Below are 23,223 nucleotides of genomic sequence, written 5' to 3' on the forward strand. Positions count from 1 at the left end.
GGCGACGGGGGTGCGCCGGTCAGCTGGCGCGAAAAATCAGGTGGTCTTCCCAGTCGTCTTCATCGACATCATGCTCACTGAGCATTCGCCCTGACTGGGAAATACGCTGTTCATGGACCTGCTGGCGATCGCCGCAGATCAAGTGATGCCAGTCAGGCAGGTCCTTGCCTTCGCTGACCAGGCGGTAACCGCAGGTGCTTGGCAGCCACTTGAACTGGTCAGCCTTGCCAGGGGTCAGCTGGATGCAATCGGGCACGTGGGCGAAGCGGTTGGGGTAGTCGCTGCACTGGCAGGTGTCGAGATCCAGCAGTTTGCAGGCAATGCGCGTGTAATAGATGCTGTTGTCGTCCTCGTCCTCGAGCTTTTGCAGGCAGCACAAACCGCAGCCGTCACAGAGCGATTCCCACTCTTGCGGGCTGAGTTGTTCGAGGGTTTTGCGCCGCCAGAACGGCGCGCTGTCTGCGATCATCACACGGGTTTCCTGCATTCATCATCAGTGCGCGGCGCGCGGCGGCGCCAGTCTAGAGCCTGGCCTTCGGCAAAGCCAGACCGCTTGTCAGTCATGACGGGACGCAGTAGCGTGGAGTTTTCCCATCCGCTTGTAGGAAAAGCCATGAGCGCCACCCCCCGTATTGCCGATTACGCCATTAACGAGCAGTTCATCAACCGCTGGTCGCCACGCGCCTTCACCGCCGAGCCGATCAGTGAGGAGACCCTGCTGAGCTTCCTGGAAGCCGCGCGCTGGGCGCCGTCGGCGTACAACTCGCAGCCTTGGCGCTTCCTCTATGCCCGTCGCGATACCGCGAACTGGGAGCGCTACCTGAACCTGCTGGTGCCGTTCAACCGCAGCTGGGCGCAACAGGCGTCGGCGCTGGTGCTGATCATCTCTAAAACCACCTTCGCAGCGCCTGGCGCCGCTGAAGAAAGCCCTGCCCTGTGGCACACCTTCGACACTGGCTCCGCCTGGGGGCACTTGGCCCTGCAGGCCAGCATCAGCGGATGGCACACCCACGGCATGGCCGGCTTCGACAAGGAGCTGGCGCGTAGCGAACTGAAGGTGCCTGAGGGTTACGAGCTGCATGCCATGGTGGCGATCGGTAAGCTGGGCGACAAGGCGACCTTGGCTGAGGCGCTGCAGGCGCGTGAAGTGCCGAGCTCGCGCCGGCCGCTGAGCGAGCTGGCGGCTGAGGGGGATTTTAGCCTGTAAGGCTTTTTGTTGGCTGTACCGGCCTCTTCGCGGGGCAAGCCCGCTCCCACAAGTACCCCGCAGGCCCAAGGTCGGCGCGGTACTTGTGGGAGCCTGTAAGCCTTTTTATGGGCTGTACTGGCCTCTTCGCGGGCAAGCCCGCTCCCACAGGTACGCCGCAGGCCCAAGGTCGGCGCAGTACTTGTAAGAGCGGGCTTGCCCCGCGAAGAGGCCGGTACAGGCCACTAGCAATCAGTAACCCCGGGCGAAATCCACTTCCCCGCGTAACCCCTGCCCCGCCTCATACGCCCGCACATTCTCGACAAACAACCGCACCATCGCCGCCGGCGAGGTGGGCGCCGAGCTGTGCCCGGTCAGCAGCAACCCCCAGGCGGTCCAGAACGGGTGACGCTGGGGCAGTGGCTCCTGGCGGCACACATCGATCACCGCGCCCGCCAGATGCCCCTGCTTCAGTGCTTCCACCAGGTCGGCATCGACCACCGCCACTCCACGCCCGGCATTGATGAACAAGGCACTGGGCTTGAAGCGCTGGAACAGCGCCGCATCGTACAGGTCGTGGGTGGCAGGCGTGTCCGGCAGCAGGTTGATCACGTAGTCGACCTGCTCGACCATGCGCGGCAGGTCCGCCAGGGCCGCCACTTCGACGAACGGCAGCTGCTCGCGGGCGCTGCTCGCGACCCCGTACAGGGTCACGCCGAACGGCAGCAGAAACTCCGCCACACGTTGGCCGATATCACCGGTGCCGACGATCAGCACCTTGCGCCCCTCAAGGGTGCGCCCGGGGCGGTCGTCCCAGCGCCGCTCGACCTGGCTCACCAGGCGCGACAGCACCTCGCGTTCATGGCCGAGCAGGTAGGTGAGCATGTACTCCGCCATGACCTGGCCAAAAATGCCAACTGCGCGCGTCAGGCGATAGTCCCGTGGCAAACCCTCGGCCAGCAACGGGGTGATGCCGGCCCAGGTCGACTGCATCCAGGCCGGCTTGTGGCCCTGGCGCAGCAGGCTCGCCAACAAGTCGGGCTGGCCCAGCCACACTGGGCACTGCGGCGCCTGCAGCGCCAGCTCGGCAGAGTCGCTGCTGGTCAGGATTTGCAGGTCAGGGGCCGCTTCGCCCAGCAGCTGGGTGTACTTGGCATGATCCTGTTCGGCGATCAGAACGCGCATCGTGAAAACAACCTTGGCAGACAACGAAAGCGGCCCGACAGGCGGGCCACTTGGCGAATGAGAGGAACCGGGCCTGGGTCAGACCGGGTCGTTACGGCGCAGCAGCTCTTCGGGCAGGTGCTCGATGTACTCATCCTCGGCCGGCGGCATCTGCAGGTGATAGCCCTGGTTGTCGAGGTTTTCCAGCACCTTGGTGATGTCCTCGCGCGCCAGCTTGCGCTCGGGGCTCAGCACCAGGTCGAACGCATGCACGGGGGTGCCGAAGAACGGCAGCAAGGCCTCGGGCACGCGCTCCAGGCCTTCGGCCTTGAGCACATACAGGTACATTTCGTTCTTGCGGGGGCTCTTGTAGATCGAGCAGATACGTTTCATCGGGTCTCTCCGGCGCCTGCCAGGTTGTCCAGCAGGGCCTGGCCCATGCGCTCGCGACGCCAGCCGCGCAGCGAATCGGGCAGTTGATAGGGGCCATTGGGGTAGCCGCTCTTGAGCAGCGCTTCCAGGGTTTTCTTGCGCAGCATCAGCTCGGGGGCAATGCCTAAGCGCTCGCCTTCGGCCTGGCCGATGGCGCGCAGCTGCTTGAGGATGCCGGCCGCTTCGATCGGCAATGGCTCAGGCAAAACCTGCGGCCACTGATCGGCGGGCAGGCTGGCAGCACGCTTGATCAGTTGGACGAGAAACTCCCCGTCCTGGCGGATGGTGCGCGGGTGCATCTCGTCGATCTTGGCCAGGGCCGACAAGTTAGAGGGCTGGGACTTGGCCATCGGCCACAGCGAGTGCTCTTTGAGGATGCGGTTGCGCGGCACGTCGCGGTTGCGCGCTTCGCGCTCACGCCAGGCACACAGCTCGCGCAACACGGCCAGTTGCTGGGGCGCCAGCTTCCAGGCCAGCTTGACGTCGCGGTACAGGCTCTCGGGCTCGACTTCCCGGCGCAGCTGGGCCACCAGCTCGGCGCCGTCTTCCAGCACCCAGGCGTACTTGTCATCGGACAGGCGCGGGCGCAGCGCGATGAACAGCTCGGCCAGGTGCACAGCATCTTCGGCAGCGTAGCTGACCTGGGTGTCGGACAGCGGGCGTTGCAGCCAGTCAGACCGGGTTTCGCCCTTGGGCAGCTCGAGCCCCAGCACGTCCTGGACCAGGCGCGAGTAACCCATGGAGAAACCCAGGTTCAGGTAACCGGCGGCCAACTGCGTGTCGAACAGTGGCTGTGGCAGCTTGCCGGTCAGGCGCAGCAGCACTTCGAGGTCTTCGCTGCAGGCGTGCAGCACCTTGACCACGCCGCTGTCTTCGAGCAGCTCGGCCAGGGGTTGCCAGTCCTTGATCAGCAGTGGGTCGATCAGAAAGGCACGTTGACCGTCGCCAATCTGGATCAGCCCCGCCTTGGGGTAGAACGTGTCTACCCGCATGAATTCGGTGTCGAGCGCTACGAAGGGCAGTTGGCGCCACTTTCGGCAGAGGTCGGCCAGGGTCTGGTCGTCACGGATCCAGTGAATTTCGATGGCCACGAGGCTCTCCCACTAACATTGGCGCGCAGTATATACGGCGCGGGCACTGCGGGTGAAACCTGCGCCATCCCTGGAATAGATAAACGGTGGTGTAAAAGCCATGCGCGATCAGCGCTTGGCGGCCAGCCACGGCCGGCAGCTGGCGAACATGTCCAGCGATTGCTGGTAGACCTCGGTGCGCACCTGCAACAGGCCGAGCATCGAGTGGAACAGGTTGTCCTGGGACAGCGGCGCATCGCTGAGCTTGGCCAGGCAGTCGGTGTCCAGGCCAAAGTCCTCTTTGTAGCTGTCGGAGAACCAGGTCAGCAGTGGCACGTGCTTCTGCTGCTCCGGGGCGATGGGGTAAGGGGTGCCGTGCAGGAACAGGTTGTACTCACCCAGCGACTCACCGTGGTCGGAGAGGTAGATCATCGCTGTGTCGACCTTGCCCTGCTTGCTGCGCAGCGTGTCGATCAGGGACGCCAGCACCTTGTCGGTGTAGGCTAAAGTGTTGTCGTAGCCGTTGATGATTTCCTGCTCGCTGCACTGGTTCAGCGCATTGCTCTGGCACACCGGGGTAAAGCGCTCGCTGGCGTTGGGGTAGCGCTTGAAGTACTCGGGGCCGTGGCTGCCCATCTGGTGCAGCACCAGCACGGTGTCCTTGTCGAGGTTGTCGATCAGCTCACCCAGGCCCTGCAACAGGATCTCGTCATGGCATTCGCCGTTGGCGCACAGCGCCGGGTCGGTGAGGTTGCTGACATCGATGAACTGCACCCGATCACAGGTGCCCTTGCAGCCCGACTGGTTGTCGCGCCACTGCACGGCCAGGCCTGCCCGCTGCAGGATATCCAGCAGCCCTTCACGGTTTTTTGCCACGCGCGCGTCGTAGTCTTTGCGCGGCATGCCCGAGAACATGCAGGGCACCGAAACGGCGGTTTCAGTCCCGCACGAATGCACATCGGAGAAGGCCAGCAGGCCCTGCTCCTTGGCCAGGCTGGGGGTGGTGTCGCGGTCATAACCGAGCACGCCGAAATGGTCGGCCCGCGCACTTTCGCCGACGACCAGCACCGTCAACGACTTGCGCTCATGCTTCTGCCAGGCGGCATCACGTTTCGCATCCGTACCATAATTCTGGAAGGGCCTGGCCGCTGTACCGACGCGTTCGCTGACATAACCAATAGAGGCACCCACGATATTGCTCGGGGTGAGCATCAGGCGCAGTTCGTGGTGATTGCGAAACAGTGACGACAAGCCCTGGTAGTTGACCAACGCCACCGACCCGAGGGCGACCACACAGGCGCCGCTGACCACCAGCTTGCCCAACAGCTCACGGGGCCAGGCGCGGTAGGCGATCGGTGTTTTCCACAGCAGGACCGAGGGCAATACGCCCAGCAATAATATATAAGCGGCAAACTTGAACGACATCAGGTCGCGCACTTCCGCAACATTGGTCTCTGCCATGTTACGGAACATGCCGGCATCAATAAGCACCCCGTACTGATTCATGAAGTAAGCCACACCCGCGCCACTCATGAACAGCACAATAAGTACCGGCTTTAATACATACCGGAAGGCAAACAAGGTCAAAATCAGGTTGAATGCGAACAGCATCAGCACGGCAAATGCCAGGCTCAGCCAAAGCCCCGCCAACCCTGGCGGAACCACGTGCTCCAGGTGCTGCCAGAGAAAGAAATTGAAGCCGATCAGCAGGTACAGGCTGGCCAGCAGCGTGACCCATTCAGTCCGCAGGGATTTAAAGTTGAGCATCAGTGTTCGCAATCAAGAGTGATTATCAGCCCGCGGGCCTGTACGGCACCGCGAAAAGTTGGCTGAACTCTAGAAAGGCCACCATCAATTTTTCGTGAAAAAGACGCCAACAAAACCGTGAGATGGCGTTATCCCAACATTAAATGAAGTTTATTCAGCCGCCATTCAGCTTGGCAGGCCAAGTGTGCTGCCCGGTTGCGAGAAGGCTGCGCCGGCCTCCCCCCGCCCCGCACCTGCGCAAAGGCGACTATCCTCAAAGGTCAGGACCGTTCGCCAACCCCCACGAGAGGTGAAGAAATGCCCGTTCCGCATGATCTGCTCGCTGACCTGAACATCACTGCCGAGGATTTCCAGACGCGCATCGACAAAGACCATGACCTGCACAAACTGCACAAGGAGTACAACGCCAAAGACAAGGAAGTGCTGGCCGCTGAAGGCAACGCCAGCACTGATGACACCATCACCCGACTGCGCAAGGAGCGGCTGCTGATCAAGGACAAGATCGAACGGATCATTCATCCGCCGAAATCGTGAAGCGCTTCTGCTGAATCAACCGGCCCTATCCCCAGCAAGCCGGCGATAGGGCCAGCCGCTTTTATACGCTAGCCGAAGCCTTCAACGCCGTATCCAGATCTTCGATCAGGTCCCGATAGTCCTCGATCCCCACCGACAGCCGCAGCAAGTTCTCACTGATGCCCATCACGCCCTTCTGCTCCGGGCTCAGGGAGTTGTGCGACATGCTCCAGGAGTGGTTGATCATGCTCTCCACGCCGCCCAGCGAATCGGCAAGTACGAAGATCTGCAGCGCCTCGACCAGGCGATTGAGCGCCGCCCGGTCGCCACCCTTGACCTTCATGGCCACCACGGCCCCGCCCGCACGCATCTGGCGCTTGCACAGCGCATGCTGGGGGTGGCTTTCTAGCCCCGGGTAAAACACCTGCTCGATCTGCGGATGGCTTTCGAGAAAACGCGCCACCTGCAGGGCATTGGCGCACTGGCGCTCCATGCGAACGTCCAAGGTTTTAAGGCCACGCAGGGCCAGGTAGCAGTCGAACGGCCCTTGGATCGCCCCGACCGCCATGCTGATCTTGCGCAACCGCGCCAGCAGCGCGTCGTTAGCGGCCACCACCACACCGCCAGTAAGGTCGGAATGGCCGCCGATGTACTTGCTTGCCGAGTGCATCACCAGGTCCACGCCCAGGGTGATCGGGCGCTGGTTCCAGGGCGAGCAGAAGGTGTTGTCGATGCAGGTGAGGATACCGCGCGAGCGCGCCAGGTCGCAGACCGCCTTGATGTCGACCAGGTGCAGCAAGGGGTTGGTCGGCGACTCGATCCATATCAGCTGGGTTTCTGGGCGAATCGCCGCGGCCACAGCCTGCACGTCGTTGAGATCGACGTAAGTGGTGGTCAGCCCTGATGTGTGGCTGCGATAGTCCTCCAGAATTCGGAAGGTGCCGCCGTATACGCCGTTCATCACCACCACGTGGGCATCCTTGGGCAACAACTCCAGCACCGTCGCCGTGGCGTTCACGCCGGAGGCGCAAGCCACCGCGCCGACACCTTCTTCCAGCGCCGCGACACAGCTCTCGTAAGCATGCCGGGTCGGGTTGCCGACGCGGCTGTAGGCATACTCGGGGTTGTCGTCCAGGCTGCGCTTGATGTACGAACTGGCGGTATAAATGGGCGGGAAGATCGCGTTGTCGGCAACGCTATGCTGCTCGCCGGCGTGGATGGTACGGGTGGCGAAATTACGCGGCTTGTCGGACATGATCCGGTCCATTGACTGAGGTAAGCCTGCAACTATCGCACAACCATTGCCGGCGGCAAGGACGTGCAACGGGGGTCACGCATTTTTCCGGTTTTGCAGTAATCTGGAGAAAATCATTCTCTGGCCAGCCTGTAATCGACATGGACAATTTCGACCAACACATCCTCACCTTGCTGCAGCGCGACGCGTCCATTTCCCTCAAAGAACTGGCCGAGGCGGTAAACCTGTCCACCACGCCCTGCTGGAAGCGGGTCAAACGGCTGGAAGAAGAGGGTTACATCCTTGGCCGCGTCGCCCTGCTCGACCCCACGCGCCTGGGGCTGGGCCTCACGGTGTTCGTCCAGCTCAAGACCCAGCGCCACGACAGCGCCTGGCTGGAGCAGTTTGCCGCGACGGTGACCGGTTTCGAGGAGGTGATGGAGTTTTACCGCATGTCGGGGGATTGGGATTACATGCTGCGGGTGGTGGTGGGTGACATTGCCGCCTATGACCGGTTCTACAAGAAGCTGATCACCCGCACCGACGGGCTTTCCAACATTACGTCGAGTTTTGCCATGGAGCAGATGAAGTACACCACCGCTTACCCGGTGCACCGGCCCTGACCGGTGCTTGCCCGCGAAGAGGCCGGATCAGGCAAACCTTTATTCAGCCGCCTGCACCGCCTCGATCCGGTTCCCCGCCTTGGCTTTCTCTACCCTGATCGCGACGAACTTCGAGGTCGGCGTATACGTCCCCTCGCCATAACTCTCCAGCGGCACCAGCGGGTTGGTCTCCGGGTAATACGCCGCGGCCTGCCCCTGCGGCACGTCATACGCCACCAGGCGGAACCCGGAGACCCGCCGCTCGCGCCCGTCCTCCCACAGCGACACTAAGTCCACGTGCTCGCCAGGCTCGAACCCCAGGCGACGGATGTCAGCCTCATTGACGAACACCACCTCACGCAGGCCAAACACCCCACGGTAGCGGTCATCCAGGCCATACAGGGTGGTGTTGTACTGGTCGTGCGAACGCAACGTCTGCAGAATCAGGTCCGGTTTGTCGCCACGGGCCAGCACCTGGGCATTGACCAGTTGCTCCGGCAACTGGCTGGCACTGAAACGCGCCTTGCCGGTGGCGGTACGCCACGTGCGATCCGCCGCGTTGTTGCCCAGGTGGAAGCCACCCGGGTGCTGCAAGCGCTCGTTGAAGTCGGTAAAGCCGGGGATCACATCGGCGATCATGCTGCGGATGCGGCTGTAGTCGGCAATGGCGTACTCCCAATCGATCGGCTGCTTGCCCAAGGTCGCCTGGGCCATGCCGGCCACGATGGCCGGCTCCGAACGCAAGTGTGGCGAGCGCGGGCGCAATTGGCCGTGGGAGATGTGCACCATGCTGAAGGTGTCCTCCACGGTCACGCCCTGCGGCCCGTCGGCCTGCAGGTCGATCTCGGTTCGCCCCAGGCACGGCAGGATGAGCGCATCACGGCCGGTGACCAAGTGCGAACGGTTGAGCTTGGTGGAAATCTGCACGGTCAATGCGCAGTTGCGCAGAGCCGCGTGGGTTCGAGGGGTGTCTGGGGTAGCCTGGGCGAAGTTACCGCCCAGGGCGATGAAGACCTTGGCCTGCCCTTCTTCCATGGCCTTGATCGCCAGCACCGCGTTATGCCCGTGGGCACGGGGGACACGGAACTGGAAGCGTTTTTCCAGGGCATCGAGCAGCCCGGCCTTGGGCTTCTCGTCGATGCCCATGGTGCGGTCACCCTGCACGTTGCTGTGGCCACGCACCGGCGACAGGCCAGCACCGGGTTTGCCAACGTTGCCCCGCAGCAGTTGCAGGTTGACGATTTCCTGCACCGTGGGCACCGAGTGGCGGTGCTGGGTGACGCCCATGGCCCAGCACATGATGACCCGCTCGGCCTTGCGGTACATGCGCGCTGCCAACTCGATCTCGGCCTGGGTCAGGCCCGACTGCTCGACGATATGCGCCCAGGAGGTGGCATCCACCGCCGCCAGGTAGGCGTCGACGCCGCTGGTGTGTTCGGCGATGAAGGCATGGTCGAACACCGCCGGTTCACCCTTGGCCTGGGCCTCGCGTTCCCATTGCAGCAAATACTTGGCGATGCCACGCATGGCCGCCATGTCGCCGCCCAGGGCCGGGCGGAAGTACGCGGTGTTGGTCGGTTCGGAGCCGTTGCTGAGCATTTCGAACGGGTGTTGCGGGTGCTGGAAGCGCTCCAGGCCACGCTCCTTTAGCGGGTTGAAGCACACCACCTGGGCCCCACGCTTGACCGCCTCGCGCAGCGGTTCGAGCATGCGCGGGTGGTTGGTGCCGGGGTTCTGGCCGATGACGAAGATGGCGTCGGCCAGTTCCAGGTCATGGAACACCACGGTGCCCTTGCCCACGCCAAGGGTTTCCGACATGCCCACACCGCTGGCCTCGTGGCACATGTTCGAGCAATCGGGGAAATTGTTGGTGCCGTAGGCGCGGACGAACAGCTGGTACAAAAACGCCGCTTCGTTGCTGGCCCGCCCCGAGGTGTAGAACTCGGCCTGGTCGGGCGAATCGAGCGCCTGCAGGTGTTTGGCGACCAGGGCGAAGGCCTCTTCCCAGGAGGTTTCGACGTAGTGGTCGGTGGCCGCGTCGTAGCGCATCGGGTGGGTCAGCCGGCCTTGGAATTCGAGCCAGTAATCGGTCTGTTCGGCCAACGCACTGACGCTGTACTTGGCGAAGAATGCAGGGTCTACCGAGCGACCGGTGGCTTCCCAGTTGACCGCCTTGGCGCCGTTCTCGCAGAACTTGACCATGTCGTTTTCCGGCGATTCGCCCCAGGCGCAGCCGGGGCAGTCGAAGCCGCCGTTCTGGTTGGTCTTGAGCATGGCCCGCAGGTTCTTGAAGGCGTTTTCGCTGCCCAGCCAGCTTTTGGTCACGCTCTTGAGCGCCCCCCAGCCGGCAGCCGCGCCTTTGTAGTCCCTGATATGTTCGTCCTGGCTCATGCGGTGAATCCTCACGCTCGGTGTTTTTTCCAGACTATTGAGCGTGGGGCACAAGCGTCCAATCGAAAGATCTTACGGGCTGATAAGCCGTTTCGATCACGGGCCAGCACTGACAATCCAGATCGCGTCCTGTAGGAGCAGCCTTGTGCTGCGAAGAGGCCGGTTTGGCTAGCCGAGAAGCTGTGGCTGCAATGGCCTCTTCGCAGCACAAGGCTGCTCCTACAGGGGGAATCTCCCATACATGCCGGGGCCTGAAGCCGTGATAGAGCAGATTGATCAACCAGTCGGGGAAAGCAATTTGACGGGGGTGCGGCCAGGTTATAGCTTGGAGCTGAGTCCCTCCCATTCGAGCGCAATCGTGGAACAGAACAGCCGGGCCCTGATCGACGGCTTCAACCGGAAAATCGACTACCTGCGGATGTCGGTCACCGACCGCTGCGACTTCCGCTGCGTGTACTGCATGGCTGAAGACATGCAGTTCCTGCCGCGCCAGCAGATCCTAAGCCTCGAAGAACTGTTCCAGGTGGCTGAGCGCTTCGTCGCATTGGGCACCCGCAAAATCCGCCTGACCGGTGGCGAGCCGCTGGTGCGCCAGGGCATCGTCGAGCTGTGCGGGCGCATCGCCGCCCTGCCCGGCCTGCGCGAACTGTGCATGACCAGCAACGGCTCGCAACTCGGGCGCCTGGCCCAGCCGCTGTTCGACGCCGGCGTCTCGCGCCTGAATATCAGCCTCGACAGCCTGGACCCTGGGCGCTTCAAGCAACTGACCCGCACCGGCGACCTCAACCAGGTGATCGCCGGCATCGACGCCTCGCGCCAGGCAGGCTTTCGCAAGACCAAGCTCAACTGCGTAGTGCTCAAGGGCCGCAACGATGACGAACTGGTCGACCTGGTGCGCTTTGCCATCGACCGCGAGCTGGACATCACCTTCATCGAAGAAATGCCCCTGGGTAACATCAGCGAACACCAGCGTGGTGAGTCGTTCTACTCCAGTGACGAGGTGCGCGACCGGCTGGCCGAGCAGTTCACCCTGATCGAGTCCACCGAGTCGTCCCAAGGCCCGGCACGCTACTGGCGCCTGGCCGAAGCGGCGCACACCCGGGTCGGCTTCATCTCGCCGCACAGCCATAACTTCTGCGCCACCTGCAACCGCGTGCGCCTGACCGTCGAAGGTCGCCTGCTGCTGTGCCTGGGCAACGAGCATTCGGTGGACCTCAAGCAGGTCCTGCGTGCCCACCCGGGCAACGCCGAGCGCCTGGAAAACGCCATCCGCGACTCCTTGCACCTCAAGCCTTACCGCCATCATTTCGAGGTGGGGGGTGACGTGCAGATCCTGCGTTTCATGAACATGACCGGCGGCTGAACAGCCACCTCTGGATTTCCATGATCGTTCACCCCCGCCCCGATGTGCTGCGCGTGCTGTTCACCCTCAAGGGGTCGATCGTCAAACGCATCGCCCTGCGCTGCCTGATGGTCACCCTGCTGGCCGCACTGATCGTGCTGGTCGAGCGCCACTATCCGGCATTTTTCTACCCGGTCAGCGCCACACCGTTCACCTTGCTGGGCCTGTCGCTGTCGATCTTCATGAGCTTTCGCAACAACGCCTGCTACGACCGCTGGTGGGAAGGCCGCAAGGCCTGGGGCAAGCTGATCATCGAGACCCGCTCGTTCGTGCGCGAAAGCGTGGTGATCGCCGACCCGGCACTGCGTGCCGAACTGTTGCGCAGCCTGTGCGGCTTTGCCCATGCGCTCAACGCCCGGCTGCGCAACGAGGATGACCTGGCGGCCGCCCGGCCTTGGCTGGCCAACCCCAATGCGATCAGCGCGCACAATGTGTGCGACACGATCTTGCGCGAAGCCGGCGGGCACTGCTCACGGCTGGCGCAACAGGGGCAGATCAGCGATTGGCGCTACAGCGTGCTGGAACAGCGGCTGGTGGGGCTGACCGAAGTGCAGGCCACCTGCGAGCGGATCAAAGGCACACCGTTGCCGTTCCCCTATACCTTGTTGCTGCACCGCACCATCTACATCTTCTGCCTGCTGCTGCCGTTCGCCCTGGCTGAACCGCTGGGCTGGTTGGCGCCGCTGTTCACCACCATCGTCGGCTATACGTTTTTTGGGCTGGATGCGATTGGCAACGAACTGGAAGACCCGTTTGGGCGCGATGAGAACGACCTGCCTACCGATGCGCTGGTGCGCACCGTGGAGCGCGATGTGCTGGCCGGGTTGGGGGTTGAACCGCTGCCACCGGCATTGGAGCCGGTGGGGTATGTGTTGAGCTGATTCTTTTACTGCCTGTGCTGGCCGCTTCGCGGGCAGGGCATTAACCGCGGCGTGCGCAAGCCTCGACAGGCTTCAGGTGCGGCACGAAGTTGCACGGCCGGTGGCGCGCATCCAGTTGCTCGGCCAGGATCCCTTCCCACGCTGTGCGGCAAGCCCCGGTCGAGCCTGGCAGGCAGCACACCAAGGTACCGTTGGCGAGCCCAGCCAATGCCCGGCTCTGAATGGTCGATGTGCCGATATCGAGAATGGACAACGCCCGGAACAGCTCGCCAAAGCCATCGATACGTTTGTCCAACAGGCATTCAACGGCTTCCGGCGTACTGTCACGCCCAGTGAAGCCAGTACCGCCGGTGATCAGTACCACCTGCACCTGCTCGTCGGCGATCCAGGTGGCGACCTGGGCGCGGATCTTGTACAGGTCGTCCTTGAGCAGCGCTCGCGCCACCAGACGATGGCCGATTTCCACCGAGCGGCTGGCCAGCAGCTCACCGGAGGTGTCGGTGTCGTAGGTGCGGGTGTCACTGACGGTCAGTACGGCGATGTTGAGCGGTACGAAGACCGCATCGGGTTTGACGCTCACGGTGGGCTACTCCTGAAAGGGCATTGTCACCACGCTAGAGGCACGGCCGGGGGGCGTCCAATCGATATGGCGTACCGGGTGATCAATGACATCTATCGCTGACTTGGTTAAGGTCAGCATAACCAGACGCCAGGCACTCCCATGGACATCAAGCAACTCAAGTTCCTCATCGCGCTCGACCAGACTCGCCATTTTGGCCAGGCCGCAGCGCTGTGCCACATCACCCAGCCGACGCTGTCGATGCGCCTGCGCAACCTGGAAGACGAACTGGACCTGGTGCTGGTCAAACGCGGCCAGCGCTTCGAAGGGTTCACCGAAGCCGGCGAACGCATTCTGGCCTGGGCCCGCACGCTGCTGGCGGCCCACGACGGCCTGCAAGCCGAAGCCGCCAGTTGCCGCGGCCAGGTGGTCGGCAGCCTGCGCCTGGGCACCGTGCCGCTGGCCAGCTTCAACCCGATGCAATTGCTGCTGCCGCTGCGCGAAAAATACCCCGAGCTGCACTTCCAGATCAGCTCGCACAGCACCGAGCAGATCATGGATAGCCTGAGCCGCAACCAGCTCGACCTGGGCATCTGCTACCTCGACCAAGTCAATGCCAGCTTCTTCGAAGTGATCGAGCTGGGCACCACCACCATGGGCCTGCTGCACGATACCCGCCACTTCCAGTTCCAGGCCGACACCCTGCGTTGGGAAGACCTCGGCGAGATTCCACTGGGTTTGCTGAGCAAAGGCATGCACTACCGTCAATCGCTGGACCTGAGCTTCCGCAGCCGCAGCCTGGAACCCAACGCCGTGCTGGAAAGCGACTCGAGCTTCCAGCTGATCCAGGCCATCAGCACCGGCGTGTGCTGCGCGATCATGCCACTGGATTGCGGGTTGGAAGACTTGAGCGAGCACATGCGCATCCTGCCTATCGTCGACGCCAGCATCCACAGCCCGGTGGGCCTGCTGCTGCGCCGCAGCGAGCCGCGTTCGGCGATTGCCGAGCAGTGCTTTGACGAGGCGCGCGCGCTGTTTCAACCTTCCTGAGCGGCCGTCGCCTGGCGGTACTGGCGCGGGGTGAAGCCGGTCAGTTGCTTGAACTGGCGGCTGAAGGCGCTGTGGTCGGTGTAGCCGCACTGCATCGCCACCTCGGTGATTGGCAAGTCGCTGTGCAGCAAGCGATGGGCATGCTCCAGCCGCGCCTTGTGGATCATCTGCCGTGGCGTGAGGTGGAACACCCGCTTGCAATAGCGCTCCAGCTGCGCCACGGAAATACCCGCGATGCGGGTCAGTTCGCCCATGCTGATGGGTTGATGAAAATGCCGACGAATGTGCTCATCCACGGCTGCCAGGCGCTGGTAAGCGGGGTGGGTGTCGGCGGCTGACTGCAGGTCGACCGAGATGCCCACCAGGCCGATGATTGCGCCGTCGGGGTTGAGTAAAGGCCGCTTGTGGGTCAGGCACCAACCCGGTTCGCGGCTGCCGTACAGGTGCAGTTCGAGCTGGTCTTGCAACACCAGGCCATCCTTGAGTACGCGACGGTCCTGCTCGGTGTAGCCGGGGCCCAGTTGTGCCGGGAAGACCTCGGCGCTGGTCTTGCCCAGCAAGGGCTGCAAACGCTTGAGGCCGCAGCGCTGGACCAGGGTGTTGTTGGCCAGCACGTAGCGGGCGTCGGCGTCCTTGATGAAGATCGCGGCGTTGGGGATCGCGTCGAGGATCGGCAGCAGCAGGGAGACCCCGGCGAGCAGGGCCTCCAGGGTGGCGGGGCGGTGCTGGTCCAAGGACTGGTACAGGGTTGCCAGGGAAGGGGCGCTCATCGGGTTGATCTCTAATGGCTTTACTGGCCTCTTCGCAGCACAAGGCTGCTCCTACAGGAACCGCACTGCCTTGTAGGAGCAGCCTTGTGCTGCGAAGAGGCCGGCACTGGCACTGTATCTCCCAAGCCCTTATGCGGTATGGCTTTCAGCCTATCCACGAGCCCACCACCCCGCCACTACTTTTCTGCAACTGTGCCGATTTCGTCATCCACCCTGCAGAAAACCATCAAGAACCGATGCCCAGATCGGTCCACTCTATGCCCCACACAAGCCGCCCAATACCTACAAGAGCGCGGCCCAAAAAGCCGCACCTCGTGACATCAGACCTGCCTATCCAAAACCTACAAAAAGGCGTACCCATGTCAGGCAAATTCAAAAAACAGCTCTCATTGCTCGACCTCACCTTCATCGGCCTAGGCGCCATCTTCGGCTCTGGCTGGCTGTTCGCCGCCAGCCACGTCTCGGCCATCGCTGGCCCCGCCGGTATTTTGTCCTGGTTCCTCGGCGGTTTCGCCGTGCTGTTGCTGGGTATCGTCTACTGCGAGCTCGGCGCCGCCCTGCCCCGCGCCGGTGGCGTAGTGCGCTACCCGGTGTACTCCCACGGCCCGCTGCTTGGTTACCTGATGGGCTTCATCACGCTGATCGCGTTTTCCAGCCTGATCGCCATCGAAGTGGTCGCGTCACGGCAATACGCCGCGGCCTGGTTCCCCGAGTTGACCAAGGCCGGGTCCAGTGACCCGAGCGTGCTCGGCTGGCTGGTGCAGTTCGCGCTGCTGGGGCTGTTCTTTCTGCTCAACTACCGCAGCGTCAAGACCTTCGCCAAAGCCAACAACCTGGTCAGCGTATTCAAGTTCATCGTGCCGTTGCTGGTGATCGGCGTGCTGTTCACCTTCTTCAAACCGGCAAACTTCGAGGTACAGGGCTTTGCGCCATTCGGCCTGTCCGGTGTGGAAATGGCCGTCTCGGCGGGTGGCATCATCTTCGCCTACCTGGGGCTGACACCGATCATTTCGGTAGCCAGTGAAGTGAAGAACCCGCAGCGCACCATTCCCATCGCGCTGATCCTGTCGGTGCTGTTGTCCACCGCGATCTACGCCCTGCTGCAACTGGCCTTCCTCGGCAGCGTGCCAACCGAAATGCTGGCCAACGGCTGGGCCGGTGTGACCAAGGAACTCGCCCTGCCTTACCGCGACATCGCCCTGGCCTTGGGCGTGGGCTGGCTGGCCTACCTGGTGGTGGCCGACGCGGTCATCTCGCCAAGCGGTTGCGGCAACATCTACATGAACGCCACCCCGCGGGTGATCTATGGCTGGGCGCAGACCGGGACCTTCTTCAAAGTCTTCACCCGCATCGACGAGCAGTCCGGCATCCCCCGCCCGGCGCTGTGGCTGACCTTTGCCCTGTCGGTGTTCTGGACCCTGCCGTTCCCGTCCTGGGAAGCGCTGATCAACGTGGTCTCGGCGGCACTGGTACTGAGCTATGCCGTGGCCCCGGTCACCGTCGCCGCGCTGCGCCGCAACGCACCCGACATGCCGCGCCCGTTCCGCGTCAAGGGCATGAGCGTGCTCGGCCCGCTGTCGTTCATCATCGCCGCGCTGATCGTCTACTGGTCTGGCTGGAACACCGTGTCGTGGCTGTTGGCCCTGCAAATCGTGATGTTCGTGCTTTACCTGCTGTGCGCCCGCTTCGTGCCAACCCAGCACCTGTCCATCGGCCAGCAAGTGCGTTCGTCGGCCTGGCTGATCGGTTTCTACGCCGTGACCATTCTGCTGTCCTGGCTGGGCAGCTTCGGCGGCCTGGGCGTGATCGGCCACCCATTCGACACCGTGGTCGTGGCCGCCTGTGCCCTGGGCATCTACTACTGGGGCGCCGCGACCGGCGTGCCGGCGCACCTGGTGCGCCTGGATGGCGAAGACGAGAGCGAAGCCACCGCCGACACACACCTGGGCCACCGCCCTGCCGCTGTCGCCTCCTGACCTCGGCCACCATTCAAGGGACCTGCCCATGAAACACATTCACGTCATCGACTCGCATACCGGCGGCGAACCGACCCGCCTGGTGATGAAAGGCTTCCCACCGCTCAATGGCCGCACCATGGCCGAACAGCGCGACGAACTGCGCGAACTGCACGACCCCTGGCGCCGCGCCTGCCTGCTGGAGCCTCGCGGCAACGATGTGCTGGTCGGTGCGCTGTATTGCCCACCGGTCTCGGAAGACGCCACGTGTGGGGTGATCTTCTTCAACAACGCCGGCTACCTGAACATGTGCGGCCACGGCACCATCGGCCTGATCGCCTCGCTGCAGCACCTGGGGCTGATCGCGCCAGGCGTGCACAAGGTCGACACGCCGGTCGGCCAGGTGAGCGCCACCTTGCATGAAGACGGCGCGGTCACCGTAGGCAACGTGCCTGCCTACCGCTATCGCCAACAGGTGACGGTCGAGGTACCGGGCCATGGCGTGGTGCACGGCGATATCGCCTGGGGCGGCAACTGGTTCTTCCTGGTGTCCGAGCATGGCCAGCGCATCGAGCTGGACAACGTCGAAGCGCTCACCGACTACACCTGGGCGATGCTCAAGGCCCTGGAGGCCCAGGGCATCACCGGCGAAAACGGCGAGCCGATCGACCATGTCGAGTTGTTTGCCGACGACCCCGACGCCGACAGCCGCAACTTCGTCATGTGCCCCGGCAAGGCCTACGACCGCTCCCCTTGCGGCACGGGCACCAGCGCCAAGCTGGCCTGCCTGGCCGCCGACGGCAAGCTCGGCGAAGGCCAGACCTGGGTCCAGGCGAGCATCACCGGCAGCCAGTTCCAGGGCCGCTACCAGCGCGAGGGCGAGCGCATTCGCCCGTTCATCACCGGCCGCGCCTACATGACTGCCGACAGCACCCTGCTGATCGACGAACAGGATCCTTTCGCCTGGGGCATCTGACCTGCCTAGGCCTTTTTATTCGCAACCCAGACTGAATACTGCAAGGAGTGACACCCATGAGCGACAACATCTTCACCGGCTGCATGCCTGCCCTGATGACCCCCTGCACCGCCGCGCGCAAACCGGACTTCGATGCCCTGGTACGCAAAGGCCGCGAGCTGATCGAAGCCGGCATGAGCGCCGTGGTGTACTGCGGCTCGATGGGCGACTGGCCGCTGTTGACCGAGGCCGAGCGCCAGGAAGGCGTGGCGCGCCTGGTGGCTGCCGGCATCCCGACCATCGTCGGTACCGGCGCGGTGAATACCCGTGAAGCGGTTTCCCACGCGGCCCATGCCGCCGAAGTTGGCGCGGCCGGCCTGATGGTGATCCCGCGTGTGCTGTCCCGCGGCGCTTCGTTGATCGCCCAGAAGCACCACTTCTCGGCCATCCTGGCCGCCGCGCCGAAACTGCCGGCAGTCATCTACAACAGCCCCTACTACGGCTTTGCCACCCGCGCCGACCTGTTCTTCGAACTGCGCCGCGAATACCCGAACCTGATCGGCTTCAAGGAATTTGGCGGTGGCGCCGACCTGCGCTACGCCGCCGAGCACATCACCTCCAAGGACGATGACGTGACCCTGATGGTCGGCGTCGACACCCAAGTGGTGCATGGCTTCGTCAACTGCAATGCCACCGGTGCCATCACCGGCATCGGCAACGCACTGCCCCGTGAAGTGCTGCAACTGGTGAGCCTGAGCAAGCAGGCTGCCAAAGGTGATGCCAAGGCCCGGCGCCTGGCCCGTGAACTGGAAGCGGCGCTGGCGGTGTTGTCGTCGTTCGATGAAGGCTGCGACCTGGTGCTGTATTACAAGCACCTGATGGTGCTCAACGGCGACCGCGAGTACAGCCTGCACTTCAACGAGACCGACGCCCTGACCGATGCCCAGCGCAACTACGCCGAACAGCAATACGCGCTGTTCCGCCAGTGGTACGCCAACTGGTCGGCCGAGCAAAACGTCGCCTGATCACTGTGGGCGTAACCGTGGGAGCGGGCTTGCCCCGCGAACACCGGCAAAGCTGGTGCCATGCACCGCGGCCCCTTCGCGGGACAAGCCCGCTCCCACAATGCCGCTGGGGGATCTCCCACAGGGTATGCGCTACACCCTTGCACCTGAATCCGACTCCAAAGGAGGCTCTATGCCCCTGACAGGCAACCTGCTGATTGGCCAAACGCCGGTAACCGGCAGCCGCGACGCCATCCGCGCCATCGACCCGGCCACCGGCCAAGCGCTCGAACCCGCCTACCTCGGCGGCACCGGCGAACACGTGGCCCAGGCCTGCGCACTGGCCTGGGCGGCGTTCGATGAATACCGCGAGACCTCGCTCGAACAACGGGCACACTTTCTTGAAACCATCGCCGAACAGATCGAGGCCCTGGGCGATGCACTGATCGACCGCGCCGTCGCCGAGACGGGCCTGCCCAAGGCACGCATCCAAGGCGAACGCGGCCGCACCTGCACGCAACTGCGCACGTTCGCCCGCGTGGTACGTGCCGGCGAATGGCTGGACGTGCGGGTCGACAATGCCCTGCCCGAGCGCCAGCCCCTGCCGCGCCCCGACCTGCGCCAGCGCCAGGTGGCCCTGGGGCCGGTAGCGGTGTTTGGCGCCAGCAACTTCCCCCTGGCCTTCTCGGTGGCCGGCGGCGACACGGCTTCGGCACTGGCCGCGGGTTGCCCGGTGGTGGTCAAGGCCCACGGCGCCCACCCTGGCACCAGCGAGCTGGTGGGCCAGGCAGTGGCGCACGCCGTGAAGCACTGTGGCCTGCCTGAAGGCGTGTTCTCGCTGTTGTACGGCGCGGGCCGTGAAGTGGGCATCGCCCTGGTCAGCGACCCGCGCATCAAGGCCGTCGGTTTTACCGGCTCGCGCAGCGGGGGCATCGCCCTGTGCCACGCCGCGCAGGCCCGCCCAGAGCCTATCCCGGTGTACGCCGAGATGAGTTCGATCAACCCGGTGTTCCTGTTTGACGCCGCCCTGCAGCGTCGCGGCGAAGCACTGGCGCAAGGGTTCGTCGCTTCGCTGACCCAAGGCGCCGGGCAGTTCTGCACCAACCCTGGCCTGGTGATCGCCCGCCAAGGGCCGGCGCTGCAACGCTTCGTCGACGCCGCCAGCGAGCAGGTGCAACGTGCAGCCGCACAAACCATGCTCACCCCCGGTATTTTCAGCGCTTATGAAACGGGCGTTGGCGCATTGGCCGAGAACAGCAACGCCCACGTGGCCGCCAGCGGTCAACCGGCGCAAGGCCCTAACCAGTGCCAAGCCCAGTTGTTCGTGACCCAGGCCAGCGCGTTTCTGACCGACCCGGCGCTGCAAGCCGAGGTCTTCGGCGCTGCCTCACTGGTGGTGGCGTGCGACAGCGACGCGCAGGTGCGCCAGGTGGCCGAGCACCTGGAAGGCCAACTGACCGCGACGCTACAACTGGATGAGGCCGACATCGACAGTGCCCGCGCGCTGTTGCCGACCTTGGAACGCAAGGCCGGGCGCATCCTGGTCAACGGGTGGCCGACCGGGGTCGAGGTGTGCGATGCGATGGTCCATGGCGGGCCATTCCCGGCTACCTCCGATGCCCGCACCACGTCGGTGGGCACGGCGGCGATCCTGCGCTTCCTGCGCCCGGTGTGCTACCAGGACTTCCCAGACGGGCTGCTGCCAGAGGCCTTGCGCCACGGCAACCCGCTGCAACTGCGCCGGTTGCTCGACGGCAAGCGGGAAGGCTGAACCATGGTCGAGCCGCTCAACGCTGCTGAAACTGATATCGCCGTGGTCGGCGCCGGCATCGTCGGCGTCGCCTGTGCCTTGCAGCTGGCAAGGCAAGGCCGTCGGGTGCTGCTGATCGACCGCGAGCCACCTGGCCACGGCGCCTCGTTCGGCAACGCCGGGCACCTGGCCACCGAGCAGGTGTTCCCGATTGCCGACTTGTCGATTCTCAAACGCCTGCCCAGCATGCTGATGGACCCGATGGGCCCGCTGCGCCTGGACTGGAAGTACCTGCCCAAGGCCATGCCCTGGTTCACCCGCTTGCTGCTCAACCTGCGGCCCGCGCCGTTTCAGCGCAGCGTGGCTGGCATCCGTGCGCTGAACGAAGGCAGCCTGGCGGCCTGGCAGCGGTTGCTCGGCTCGATTGGGCGCAGCGACCTGTTCAAGGAAGAGGGGTCGTTGCTGGTGTTCGAACGCAACGAGTCGCGCCAGGCACTGGCGGCCTTGCAGGCGCGCATGCAGCAGCAGGCGGTGCCGGCAGAGTACTGGTCGGCCGACAGCGTGCGGGCAACGGCGCCTCAGCTGAGCCGCTCGATCCTGGGCGGGCTGTTTTTCCCCCGTACCGGGCATTTCATCGACCCATACCGCGTGGTCTGTGAGCTGTTCGAAGCGGCCAAGGCCAGTGGGGTTCGCTTCGTCCGGGCGCACGTCGACGGTGGGCACCTGCACGGCAGCGGCGTCAGCCTGGCCAGCGACCAAGGCACGTTCACTGCACGTCAGGTGCTGATCAGTTGCGGCGCGCAATCGGCCAAACTCACTGCGGCCCTGACCGGCAAGCGGGTGCCGCTGGACACCGAACGTGGCTACCACCTGATGTTGCCGGGTGAACATCAACGGCTGCCCTTTGCCGTCACCTCGCTGGAGCGCAAGTTCATCATGACGCCGATGGCCGACGGGTTGCGGCTGGCCGGCACGGTGGAATTCGCCGGGCTCGATGCGCCGCCTAGCATGCAACGGGCATGGCAGCTGCATCGGCTGAGCAAGGGCTTGTTCCAACAAGATCTCGATGCCGAAGGGGCGACGCCGTGGATGGGCTTGAGGCCGTCGTTGCCGGATTCATTGCCGGTGATCGACCAGGTGTGCGAGGGACGGGTGATGCTTGCGTTCGGGCATCAGCACCTGGGGTTGACCCAGGCGGCGGTGACGGCCGAATGGGTGGGGCGGCTGGCCGAACAGGAAAGAGGGCCGCAGATGGAGGCCTATCGGTTGGATCGGTTTTGATCAGGGGCGGCCTCTTCGCGGGGCAAGCCCGCTCCCACAGGTACTCCGCTGGCCTTGAGGTTGGCGGTTACCTGTGGGAGCGGGCTTGCCCCGCGAAGAGGCCGGCCCAGGCTACTGAATAATCAGCAACTCAGCGATAACGCTCAAGCCAGTGCGCATAAGGCGCCGGCAAGGTCCACGACGCTTTATCCACCCCCAACTCCTTGGCCGCGAAGTACGCCCAGTGCGGGTCCGCCAGGTGCGCACGTCCTACCGACACCAGGTCGAGCTGATTGGCTTTAAGCGCGCCTTCAGCCAGCTGCGGCGTACCAAAGCCCCACGCCGACGTCACCGGCAGGCCGGCCTCGCGGCGTACGCGCTCGGCAATCGGCCCCATGAATGCCGGGCCCCACGGGATGTTCGTCTCAGGGATGGTGAAGCCGACGCTGACACTCAGCAGGTCCAGGCCACCGGCTTTGAACATCCGGGCCAACTCGATGGACTCGTCCAAGGTCTGCTCATCGCGACCGTCATATTCCAGCACACCAAAGCGGGCGGTCAGCGGCAGGTTCTCCGGCCACACCTCACGTACGGCTGCCAGGGTTTCCAGCAAGAAGCGGCTACGGTTCTCGAAGCTGCCACCGTAGGCGTCGGTACGCTGGTTGGAATGCTCGGAGAAGAAGCTTTGGCCCAGGTAACCGTGGGCAAAGTGCAGCTCGATCCACTCAAAGCCCGCCTCGCGCGCACGGCGCGCGGCATCGACGAAGTCCTGCTTGACCCGGGCAATGTCGTCCAAGGTCATTTCGCGCGGTACTTTCGGCAAGTGAGCGCCGAAGGCGATGGCCGACGGGGCGATGGTCTGCCAGCCGCGGGCGTCGTCGGCGGCGATGTGGTCGTCACCTTCCCACGGGCGGTTGGCGCTGGCCTTGCGCCCGGCATGGGCAATCTGGATGCCCGGCACTGAGCCTGCTGCTTTGATCGCCTGCACCATCGGCACGAACGCCTGGGCATGGGCGTCGCTCCAGATACCGGCGCAGCCGGGGGTAATGCGCCCTTCCGGCGCGACTGCAGTGGCTTCGACCACCACCAGGCCGGCACCACCCCGGGCCAAGCCGGCCAGGTGGACGTGGTGCCAATCATTGACCATGCCGTCCTCGGCCATGTACTGGCACATGGGCGGAATCGCGATGCGGTTGCGCAGGGTGACGTCTTTGAGGGTATAGGGTTCGAACAATGCGGACATGAGGGACTCCGGGTTCATCTGAATACGATAGTTCG

At 64.0% G+C, this 23,223-nt stretch carries 21 protein-coding genes; 11 read left to right on the forward strand and 10 right to left on the reverse strand.

Annotated elements, in window-relative coordinates; genetic code table 11:
- Positions 1–19: 19 nt before the first annotated feature.
- Positions 20–469, reverse strand: a complete 450-nt coding sequence (locus HU764_RS19370; RefSeq protein WP_027594614.1) for a YcgN family cysteine cluster protein — start codon at positions 467–469, stop codon at positions 20–22.
- Positions 470–613: 144 nt separating this feature from the next.
- Between HU764_RS19370 and HU764_RS19375 the strand changes: the two genes are divergently transcribed.
- Positions 614–1,207 carry a nitroreductase family protein gene (locus tag HU764_RS19375; protein ID WP_186680935.1) on the forward strand — a complete coding sequence of 198 codons (594 nt, stop codon included), beginning with the start codon at positions 614–616 and terminating at the stop codon, positions 1,205–1,207.
- Positions 1,208–1,438: 231 nt separating this feature from the next.
- On the opposite strand, the gene HU764_RS19380 is transcribed toward HU764_RS19375, so the two are convergent.
- The 4 genes from HU764_RS19380 to HU764_RS19395 form a co-directional block, all read right to left on the reverse strand.
- On the reverse strand, positions 1,439–2,371 hold the full coding sequence (locus HU764_RS19380) for a D-2-hydroxyacid dehydrogenase (protein WP_186680938.1): 933 nt from the start codon (positions 2,369–2,371) through the stop codon (positions 1,439–1,441).
- A 78-nt stretch (positions 2,372–2,449) separates the two neighbouring features.
- On the reverse strand, positions 2,450–2,743 hold the full coding sequence (locus tag HU764_RS19385) for a YcgL domain-containing protein (RefSeq protein ID WP_027594617.1): 294 nt from the start codon (positions 2,741–2,743) through the stop codon (positions 2,450–2,452).
- Entirely contained in the window at positions 2,740–3,873 is a 1,134-nt protein-coding gene (gene rnd, locus HU764_RS19390) for a ribonuclease D (RefSeq protein WP_027594618.1), read from the reverse strand. The genes HU764_RS19385 and rnd overlap by 4 nt, the downstream gene beginning before the upstream one ends.
- A gap of 108 nt (positions 3,874–3,981) precedes the next feature.
- Positions 3,982–5,619 (reverse strand): phosphoethanolamine transferase, encoded by a 1,638-nt coding sequence (locus HU764_RS19395; protein ID WP_186680940.1) that lies wholly within the window; start codon positions 5,617–5,619, stop codon positions 3,982–3,984.
- Positions 5,620–5,916: 297 nt separating this feature from the next.
- Here HU764_RS19395 and HU764_RS19400 point away from each other — a divergent pair, with 297 nt between their 5' ends.
- Positions 5,917–6,153: an HP1242/YdcH family protein gene (locus HU764_RS19400; RefSeq protein WP_186680942.1), complete on the forward strand. Its 237-nt coding sequence runs from the start codon at positions 5,917–5,919 to the stop codon at positions 6,151–6,153.
- Between the two features lie 61 nt (positions 6,154–6,214).
- Here HU764_RS19400 and HU764_RS19405 read toward each other — a convergent pair whose 3' ends face one another.
- On the reverse strand, positions 6,215–7,399 hold the full coding sequence (locus HU764_RS19405; RefSeq protein WP_186680944.1) for a trans-sulfuration enzyme family protein: 1,185 nt from the start codon (positions 7,397–7,399) through the stop codon (positions 6,215–6,217).
- Positions 7,400–7,527: 128 nt separating this feature from the next.
- Here HU764_RS19405 and HU764_RS19410 point away from each other — a divergent pair, with 128 nt between their 5' ends.
- A complete protein-coding gene (locus HU764_RS19410; protein WP_186703814.1) occupies positions 7,528–7,989 on the forward strand; it encodes an Lrp/AsnC family transcriptional regulator in 462 nt (153 codons plus the stop codon).
- 39 nt (positions 7,990–8,028) lie between these two features.
- Here HU764_RS19410 and HU764_RS19415 read toward each other — a convergent pair whose 3' ends face one another.
- Positions 8,029–10,359, reverse strand: a complete 2,331-nt coding sequence (locus tag HU764_RS19415) for an FdhF/YdeP family oxidoreductase (RefSeq protein ID WP_186680946.1) — start codon at positions 10,357–10,359, stop codon at positions 8,029–8,031.
- 358 nt (positions 10,360–10,717) lie between these two features.
- Between HU764_RS19415 and moaA the strand changes: the two genes are divergently transcribed.
- Complete coding sequence (moaA, locus tag HU764_RS19420; protein ID WP_027594624.1) at positions 10,718–11,722, forward strand: GTP 3',8-cyclase MoaA; 1,005 nt, start codon at positions 10,718–10,720, stop codon at positions 11,720–11,722.
- A gap of 20 nt (positions 11,723–11,742) precedes the next feature.
- On the forward strand, positions 11,743–12,642 hold the full coding sequence (locus HU764_RS19425) for a bestrophin family protein (RefSeq protein ID WP_186680951.1): 900 nt from the start codon (positions 11,743–11,745) through the stop codon (positions 12,640–12,642).
- Between the two features lie 40 nt (positions 12,643–12,682).
- Here HU764_RS19425 and moaB read toward each other — a convergent pair whose 3' ends face one another.
- A complete protein-coding gene (gene moaB / locus HU764_RS19430; RefSeq protein ID WP_186703813.1) occupies positions 12,683–13,222 on the reverse strand; it encodes a molybdenum cofactor biosynthesis protein B in 540 nt (179 codons plus the stop codon).
- Between the two features lie 141 nt (positions 13,223–13,363).
- Between moaB and HU764_RS19435 the strand changes: the two genes are divergently transcribed.
- Positions 13,364–14,251: a LysR family transcriptional regulator gene (locus HU764_RS19435; RefSeq protein ID WP_186680954.1), complete on the forward strand. Its 888-nt coding sequence runs from the start codon at positions 13,364–13,366 to the stop codon at positions 14,249–14,251.
- Here the strand turns inward: HU764_RS19435 and HU764_RS19440 are convergent.
- On the reverse strand, positions 14,239–15,021 hold the full coding sequence (locus HU764_RS19440; RefSeq protein ID WP_186680956.1) for an AraC family transcriptional regulator: 783 nt from the start codon (positions 15,019–15,021) through the stop codon (positions 14,239–14,241). The genes HU764_RS19435 and HU764_RS19440 overlap by 13 nt on opposite strands.
- Positions 15,022–15,380: 359 nt before the next feature.
- Between HU764_RS19440 and HU764_RS19445 the strand changes: the two genes are divergently transcribed.
- The 5 genes from HU764_RS19445 (at position 15,381) to HU764_RS19465 (ending at position 21,966) form a co-directional block, all read left to right on the forward strand.
- Positions 15,381–16,997 carry an APC family permease gene (locus tag HU764_RS19445; protein ID WP_027594629.1) on the forward strand — a complete coding sequence of 539 codons (1,617 nt, stop codon included), beginning with the start codon at positions 15,381–15,383 and terminating at the stop codon, positions 16,995–16,997.
- 28 nt (positions 16,998–17,025) lie between these two features.
- A complete protein-coding gene (locus tag HU764_RS19450; RefSeq protein WP_186703812.1) occupies positions 17,026–17,952 on the forward strand; it encodes a 4-hydroxyproline epimerase in 927 nt (308 codons plus the stop codon).
- 56 nt (positions 17,953–18,008) lie between these two features.
- Positions 18,009–18,956, forward strand: a complete 948-nt coding sequence (locus tag HU764_RS19455; RefSeq protein WP_027594631.1) for a dihydrodipicolinate synthase family protein — start codon at positions 18,009–18,011, stop codon at positions 18,954–18,956.
- 172 nt (positions 18,957–19,128) lie between these two features.
- Complete coding sequence (locus tag HU764_RS19460) at positions 19,129–20,706, forward strand: aldehyde dehydrogenase (NADP(+)) (protein WP_186680961.1); 1,578 nt, start codon at positions 19,129–19,131, stop codon at positions 20,704–20,706.
- Between the two features lie 3 nt (positions 20,707–20,709).
- The gene (locus HU764_RS19465; RefSeq protein ID WP_186703811.1) at positions 20,710–21,966 is read left to right on the forward strand and encodes an NAD(P)/FAD-dependent oxidoreductase; all 1,257 of its coding nucleotides are present in this window, start codon (positions 20,710–20,712) and stop codon (positions 21,964–21,966) included.
- A gap of 130 nt (positions 21,967–22,096) precedes the next feature.
- Here the strand turns inward: HU764_RS19465 and xenA are convergent, their stop codons facing one another.
- A complete protein-coding gene (gene xenA, locus HU764_RS19470) occupies positions 22,097–23,188 on the reverse strand; it encodes a xenobiotic reductase XenA (protein ID WP_085272428.1) in 1,092 nt (363 codons plus the stop codon).
- Positions 23,189–23,223 lie beyond the last annotated feature (35 nt).

This window comes from Pseudomonas kermanshahensis (assembly GCF_014269205.2).
Classification (GTDB): domain Bacteria; phylum Pseudomonadota; class Gammaproteobacteria; order Pseudomonadales; family Pseudomonadaceae; genus Aquipseudomonas; species Aquipseudomonas kermanshahensis.